Source organism: Rhodoplanes elegans (assembly GCF_016653355.1).
Taxonomy (GTDB): domain Bacteria; phylum Pseudomonadota; class Alphaproteobacteria; order Rhizobiales; family Xanthobacteraceae; genus Rhodoplanes; species Rhodoplanes elegans.
In genome coordinates this window covers 30001-35855 of sequence record NZ_NHSK01000270.1, presented here as the reverse complement: position 1 = coordinate 35855, position 5855 = coordinate 30001, and the positions used below count along the sequence as shown (strand labels likewise).

The 5855-nt window shown below is 71.8% G+C and carries 7 protein-coding genes; 3 read left to right on the top strand and 4 right to left on the bottom strand.

Annotated features, from left to right (window positions below; genetic code table 11):
- From CCR97_RS28380 to cysK, 3 genes are all read left to right on the top strand, one after another.
- Positions 1 to 703 (top strand): thermonuclease family protein (locus CCR97_RS28380; protein WP_201160109.1); only part of this gene is annotated, 703 nt, incomplete at its 5' end.
- A 37-nt stretch (positions 704 to 740) separates the two neighbouring features.
- Positions 741 to 2216 (top strand): M48 family metalloprotease, encoded by a 1476-nt coding sequence (locus CCR97_RS28375; protein WP_245429207.1) that lies wholly within the window; start codon positions 741 to 743, stop codon positions 2214 to 2216.
- Positions 2217 to 2473: 257 nt separating this feature from the next.
- Entirely contained in the window at positions 2474 to 3463 is a 990-nt protein-coding gene (gene cysK / locus CCR97_RS28370) for a cysteine synthase A (protein ID WP_111360063.1), read from the top strand.
- A 227-nt stretch (positions 3464 to 3690) separates the two neighbouring features.
- Here the strand turns inward: cysK and leuD are convergent, their stop codons facing one another.
- From leuD to CCR97_RS28350, 4 genes are all read right to left on the bottom strand, one after another.
- Positions 3691 to 4296, bottom strand: coding sequence for a 3-isopropylmalate dehydratase small subunit (leuD, locus tag CCR97_RS28365; RefSeq protein WP_111358510.1), 606 nt, complete (start codon positions 4294 to 4296; stop codon positions 3691 to 3693).
- 120 nt (positions 4297 to 4416) lie between these two features.
- Positions 4417 to 4875 (bottom strand): DUF6644 family protein, encoded by a 459-nt coding sequence (locus tag CCR97_RS28360; RefSeq protein WP_111358509.1) that lies wholly within the window; start codon positions 4873 to 4875, stop codon positions 4417 to 4419.
- Between the two features lie 20 nt (positions 4876 to 4895).
- Positions 4896 to 5282 (bottom strand): DUF6152 family protein, encoded by a 387-nt coding sequence (locus tag CCR97_RS28355; protein WP_111358508.1) that lies wholly within the window; start codon positions 5280 to 5282, stop codon positions 4896 to 4898.
- 118 nt (positions 5283 to 5400) lie between these two features.
- Positions 5401 to 5829, bottom strand: a complete 429-nt coding sequence (locus CCR97_RS28350; protein WP_111358507.1) for a metallopeptidase family protein — start codon at positions 5827 to 5829, stop codon at positions 5401 to 5403.
- Positions 5830 to 5855: the final 26 nt, after the last annotated feature.

The window sequence follows — 5855 nt, the reverse complement described above, 5'->3', positions numbered from 1 at the left end:
CCTCGCCCCGGTCACGGCCGGCGGCGGCCGGCCGGTCGCCGACCGCTGGGGCCGGACGGTCGCCTGGGCGGCGGCGGGTGGTGGGCCCGGCCCGGTCCCGCGCGCCCCGCTCCAGCTCGCGCTCCTGGCGCAGGGCCATGCGCGGGTCGCCGGCCGGGTCGACGACGAGTCCTGCCTGCCGGCGCTGCGGGTCGCCGAGCGGACCGCGCGGGCGGCCAATCTTGGCCTGTGGTCCGACCCCGTCTATGCTGCGGTGCCGGCCGAGCGGCCGGCCGAAATTCTGAAGCGGCGCGGTGGCTTCGCCGTGGTCGTCGGGCAGATCGATTCGGTCCGCGAGAGCGGCGGCACGATCTATCTGAATTTCGGTCGCCGATGGGCGGAGGCCTTCGCCGCGACGATCCCCAAGCGGATCGAGCGGACACTCGCCGCCGCCGGGCTCGATCCCGGCCGGCTCGCCGGCCGCCGGATCGAGGTCCGCGGCGTGGTCGAGCAGCGCGGCGGCGGGCCACGGATCGAGGTCTCGCGGGCCGAGCAGCTCGCACTCGACGGGGCGGGGTCCGCGGAGACGCCGTCGCGGCAAGACCGGATGCGGCAAGACCGGGCGCAGCAGAGCCGGACCGAGCAGGGCCGGCCGCGAGCGGACCGCCCGCAGCCGCCCCGGGCGGAAGACGAGGATCGGCCGCAGGACGGCGGCACACGATGATCCGGCGCGGCCCAGGCCGCGTCGCAGGGGTGGAACGGTGAGGTCGGACGGGACCCGCAGCGGGAGATCGGTCGGGTGGCGGGGCGCGCGGGCGCAACTCGCCGCCGCGCTGCTGCTCGGCCTGGCGCTCCCCGGCTGCTCGTCGTGGATCGCGACGCTCGACGACCAGACCGGCAGCACGGCACAGCCGCGCCGCGGCGCCGTCTCCGAGCCGCTGACCCCGGCGCAGCGCGAGCACCGGCGCATCCTCGCCTCCTATGGCGGCGCCTATCGGGACGCCAAGCTGGAGGCGACGCTCGCCGGCCTGGTCGACAAGCTCGTCGCCGCCTCGGAGCGGCCCGACCTGCGCTACAAGGTGACGATCCTCAACTCGCCCGCCGTCAACGCCTTCGCGCTGCCGACCGGCGATCTCTACGTCACCCGCGGCCTGATCGGCCTGGCCAACGACACCTCCGAGGTCGCCGCCGTGCTGGCGCACGAGATGGCGCATGTGCTGGCCCGCCATGCGGCGATCCGCGAGGACCAGGCGCGCCGCGTCGCGATGGCGAGCGCCGCCGCCGACCCGACCGACACGACCGGTGCGCTGGCGCTCGCCAAGACCAAGCTGGCGCTGGCGAGCTTTTCGCGCGCCCAGGAGTTCGAGGCCGACGGCATCGGGGTCGGCATCGCGTCGCGCTCCGGCTACGACCCGCACGGCGCGCCCCGCATCCTCGCCGCGATGGGCCGCTTTTCGGCGCTGCGCTCGGCGAGCGGCAGCGATCCGCGCTCGCTGGATTTCCTCTCCTCGCATCCGGCGACGCCGGAGCGCATCGAGAACGCCCTCGCCAACGCCCGCCAGCATCCGGGCGGCTCGCGCGACCGCGACGCCTTCCTGGCCGCCATCGACGGCCTCGTCTACGGCGAGGATCCGGTCGAGGGCTTCGTGCGCGGCCGGCGCTTCATCCATCCGAAGCTCGGCTTCACCTTCACGGCACCCGACGGCTTCACCCTGGAGAACACCGCGCAGGCCGTACTCGGCAGCCGCTCCGGCGGCGACCCGGCGCTGCGGCTCGACATCGTGCGGCCGCCCGCCGACCAGAGCCTCGCCGGCTATCTGAACGCCGGCTGGATCGAGAACATCGAGCCCGGCTCGGTCGAGGAGACCTCGGCCGGCGGCTTTCCGGCCGTGACGGCGACCGCCAAGGGCGATCCGTGGTTCTTCCGCATCGTGCTGGTGAAGAACGGCGCCGAGGTCTACCGCTTCGTCTTCGCGAGCAAGACGCGCACGTCCGAGATCGACCGGGCGTTTCGCGAGTCGGTCGGCTCGATCCGCCGGCTGTCGCTCGCCGAGGCCCGCAATGCGCGGCCGCTGCGGCTGCGCGTCGTCACGGTGCGGCCGAGCGACACGGTGGACAAGCTCGCCGCCCGCATGGCGCTGCTCGACCGCCAGGTCGATCGCTTCCGCGCCCTCAACGGGCTCGGGCCGTCCGACACGGTGAAGCCGGGCGACAAGGTCAAGATCGTCGTCGAGTAGCGGCGGCGCGGCAGCCGCCCGGCTTTACTGCCGGGGGGCGAACCCGAACCCCCGCACGGGCGTTTCTCGGCGGCGAGACAATCGTCTTCCGGGCCCGGTCCGGCGAGACCGAAATCCCCTGCACGATCCGCGGCAGAGCAGGATTTTTCGTTTTTCCGGCCGCACGTTGTCCCGGGAAGACAGATATTCTAATCCTGCAGGCGAACCGTCGGGCCGCCGGCCCGCAGCCAATCGAAATGCTCAGGTGGAGAACTGCCATGGCCGAAGCCGCGCTGAAGCCGGAGTCGTCGTCCGAGTTCCGGACCGCGGGTCGCGGACGCATCTACGATTCGATCACCGAGACGATCGGCGACACGCCTCTGGTGCGGCTCGACCGGCTGCCGCAGCTCCAGGGCGTCAAGGCCACCATCCTGGCCAAGCTCGAGTTCTTCAACCCGATCGCCAGCGTGAAGGACCGCATCGGCGTCGCCATGATCGACGCGCTGGAGGCCGAGGGCCGGCTGACGCCGGACTCGGTGCTGATCGAGCCGACGTCGGGCAACACCGGCATCGCGCTCGCGTTCGTCGCGGCGTCGCGCGGCTACCGGCTGATCCTGGTGATGCCCGAGTCGATGTCGATCGAGCGGCGCAAGATGCTGGCTCTGCTCGGCGCCGAGCTGGTGCTGACGCCGGCCGCGCAGGGCATGAGCGGCGCCGTCGCCCGCGCCAACGAGCTCGCGGCCGAGACGCCGAACGCCATCATCCCGCAGCAGTTCAAGAACCCGTCGAACCCCGACATCCACCGCCGCACCACGGCCGAGGAGGTGTGGAACGACACCCGCGGCAGCATCGACGCCTTCGTGTCGGGCGTCGGCACCGGCGGCACCATCACGGGCGTCGGCCAGGTGCTGAAAGCCCGCAAGCCCTCGGTGAAGATCATCGCGGTGGAGCCGGAGGACAGCCCGGTGCTGTCCGGCGGCAAGCCGGGGCCGCACAAGATCCAGGGCATCGGCGCCGGCTTCGTGCCGGACGTGCTCGACCGCTCGGTGATCGACGAGGTGGTGACGGTCGGCAACCAGACCGCCTTCGAGACGGCCCGCGCGCTCGCCCGCTACGAGGGCATCCCGGCCGGCATCTCGTCGGGCGCGGCGATCGCGGCGGCGCTGAAGATCGGCGCGCGGCCGGAGTTCGTCGGCAAGACCATCGTGGCCGTGCTGCCGTCCTTCGCCGAGCGCTATCTCTCGACCGCGCTGTTCGAAGGGTTGTGAGCGGAGAGCGGATGTCGCCCTCCGCCTGAGCGGGCCGGGCAAAGCCTCGTGTCCCGGGCGCGGCGCAAAGCGCCGCGAACCGGGACCCAGGGCGATCGAAACAAAGCGGAATGGAAGCGTGCGCCGTGCGGCCGCTGGGCCCCGGCTCTGCGGCGCATCGGACCTTCGGCCCGACGCGCCTTGTCCGGGGCACGATGCTCAGTCGGCCCGCAACGTCACCCGCGGCGTCACGCCCAGGGGCGCTGCTCCTTCATCTTGCCCTCGAAGCCGGCGATCTTGCTCGCCTTCTCCAGCGTCAGGCCGATGTCGTCGAGACCGTTGAGCAGGCAGTGCTTGCGGTGGGGGTCGACGTCGAAGCGGATCGAGCCGCCGTCGGGGCCGCGGATCTCCTGCTTCTCGAGGTCGATCGTGAGCCGCGCATTGGCGCCGCGCTCGGCGTCGTCGAACAGCTTCTCCAGATCCTCGGGCGACACCCGGATCGGCAGCACGCCGTTCTTGAAGCAGTTGTTGTAGAAGATGTCGCCGAACGAGGTCGAGATCACGGCCCGGATCCCATAGTCGAGCAGCGCCCAGGGCGCGTGCTCGCGCGACGAGCCGCAGCCGAAATTGTCGCCGGCGACCAGGATCGTGGCGGCCCGGTAGGCCGGCTTGTTCAGCACGAAGTCCGGGTTCTCGGAGCCGTCGTCGCGGAAGCGCTTCTCGGCGAACAGGCCGGTGCCCAGCCCGGTGCGCTTGATGGTCTTGAGATACTGCTTCGGGATGATCGCGTCGGTGTCGACATTGATGGTCCGCAGCGGCGCGGCGATGCCTTCGAGAACCGTGAACTTGTCCATGCGGGTCGTCCTGCGATCGGGCTTTTCTTTGTACGAGGCCTGCTTGATGGACGCTCGCCGGCCCGGGGTCAAGCCGGCGGCCGGCCGCAGCGGGCGGCCCGGGGGCTTTCACACGGCTGCTCACACATAGGCGATCAGCCGGCCGAGCGCCGCGACCGCGAGCCATGACGCGAGCGACACTCCGGCGGTCGCCTGCACGGCGAACGAGCGATCGCCGCCGCGCCGCAACGCGACATCGTTCGCCGCGAGATTGACCACGGCGAGGCCGATCACGGCGAGCTTGGCCAGGAAGGCCGGGTTGCGGACGATCCGGGTCGCCTCGGGCAGCAGGAGGAGCACACCGGTGGCGACGATCACGGTCAGGGCGCCGGTCGCGGCCGGGCGCAGCTGCGCCACCACGCGCGCCGGCGGCGGGCCGCGCAGGACGCGGAGAATCCGCAGATCCATGGCGGCCACCAGGGCGAAGAACACCAGCACGGCCAGCACGTGCAGGACATTGGCGGCCGGATAGAGGACCGCCGACTCGCGCACCTGCGCGGCGAGGCCGGATCCTTCCAGCGCGGCCCAGAGCTCGGTCACGTCGGCGCTGTCGGGGCTGATCAGCGCAGCTCGTAGCGCTTGCCGTCGATCTCGATCCATTCGGCGCGGATCTCGGCCGTGCCGTCGCGGCGCGGATAACCGTAGACCTTCACCGGGCGTCCCTTGGCGACCACCTGGGTGGTGGCGCCGCGCGCATTCATGCGCGAGGGCGGCGCCAGCACGATCTCCCAGCGCTTGCCGCCGTGCACGAGAAAGAGGCTGCCGTGCGGGTTGCCGATCGCGACCTCGTCGATGGTCGCCTCCACGGTCATCGGCTTGTCGGCGTCGTAGGAGCCCCAGCCGTGATGGGCGAGGGCCGGCCGCGCCAGCAGCACGAGAGCGGCGAGACCCAAGGACGCAGCGAGGGCGGACCACGGGCGGGCGCGCAGGCGGACGATCGAAGGCATGGTCGGTCTCCGTCGAAGGCGCCACGGCGCCGGGGGTGTCATCGAGATGGGGAGCGGGCGGCGGCGACGGAAGCCCCCGCGATGCGCGACGAGTCGCAGCGCCGCGCCGGCGCACGGCTCAGCCGGCCGCCTTCTCGATCGCCGCCATGTCGTCGTCGGAGAGGCCGAAATGGTGGCCGATCTCGTGCACCAGCACATGCGCCACGATGGCGCCGAGCGTCTCCTCGTGGTCGGCCCAGTAATCGAGGATCGGCCGGCGGTACAGCCAGATCATGTTGGGCATCTGCACGGGCGCGCTGTCGGAGCGGAACGGCAGGCCGATACCCTGGAACAGGCCGAGGAGATCGAACTCGCTCTCCAGCCCCATGTGGTCCAGAACCTCGTCGGTCGGGAAGTCGTCGACCTGGATGACGAGGCCCTCGCACATGGCGCGGAAATGCCCCGGCAGCCGCGCGAACACGTCGCGCGCCATCACCTCGAACTCGACGAGGGACGGCGCCGCGACGGTTCGCCAGGCGAGCGGATCGGAGAGCGGAGTCTTGGACATCTCGAAGCAACTGGACTGCGAATGGA

What these genes read in the sequence shown, in the direction of transcription:
- cysK (WP_111360063.1), top strand. Translation starts at nt 2,474, where the DNA reads ATGGCCGAAGCCGCGCTGAAGCCGGAGTCGTCGTCCGAGTTCCGGACC.
- leuD (WP_111358510.1), bottom strand. Translation starts at nt 4,296, where the DNA reads ATGGACAAGTTCACGGTTCTCGAAGGCATCGCCGCGCCGCTGCGGACC.
- CCR97_RS28350 (WP_111358507.1), bottom strand. Translation starts at nt 5,829, where the DNA reads ATGTCCAAGACTCCGCTCTCCGATCCGCTCGCCTGGCGAACCGTCGCG.
- CCR97_RS28355 (WP_111358508.1), bottom strand. Translation starts at nt 5,282, where the DNA reads ATGCCTTCGATCGTCCGCCTGCGCGCCCGCCCGTGGTCCGCCCTCGCT.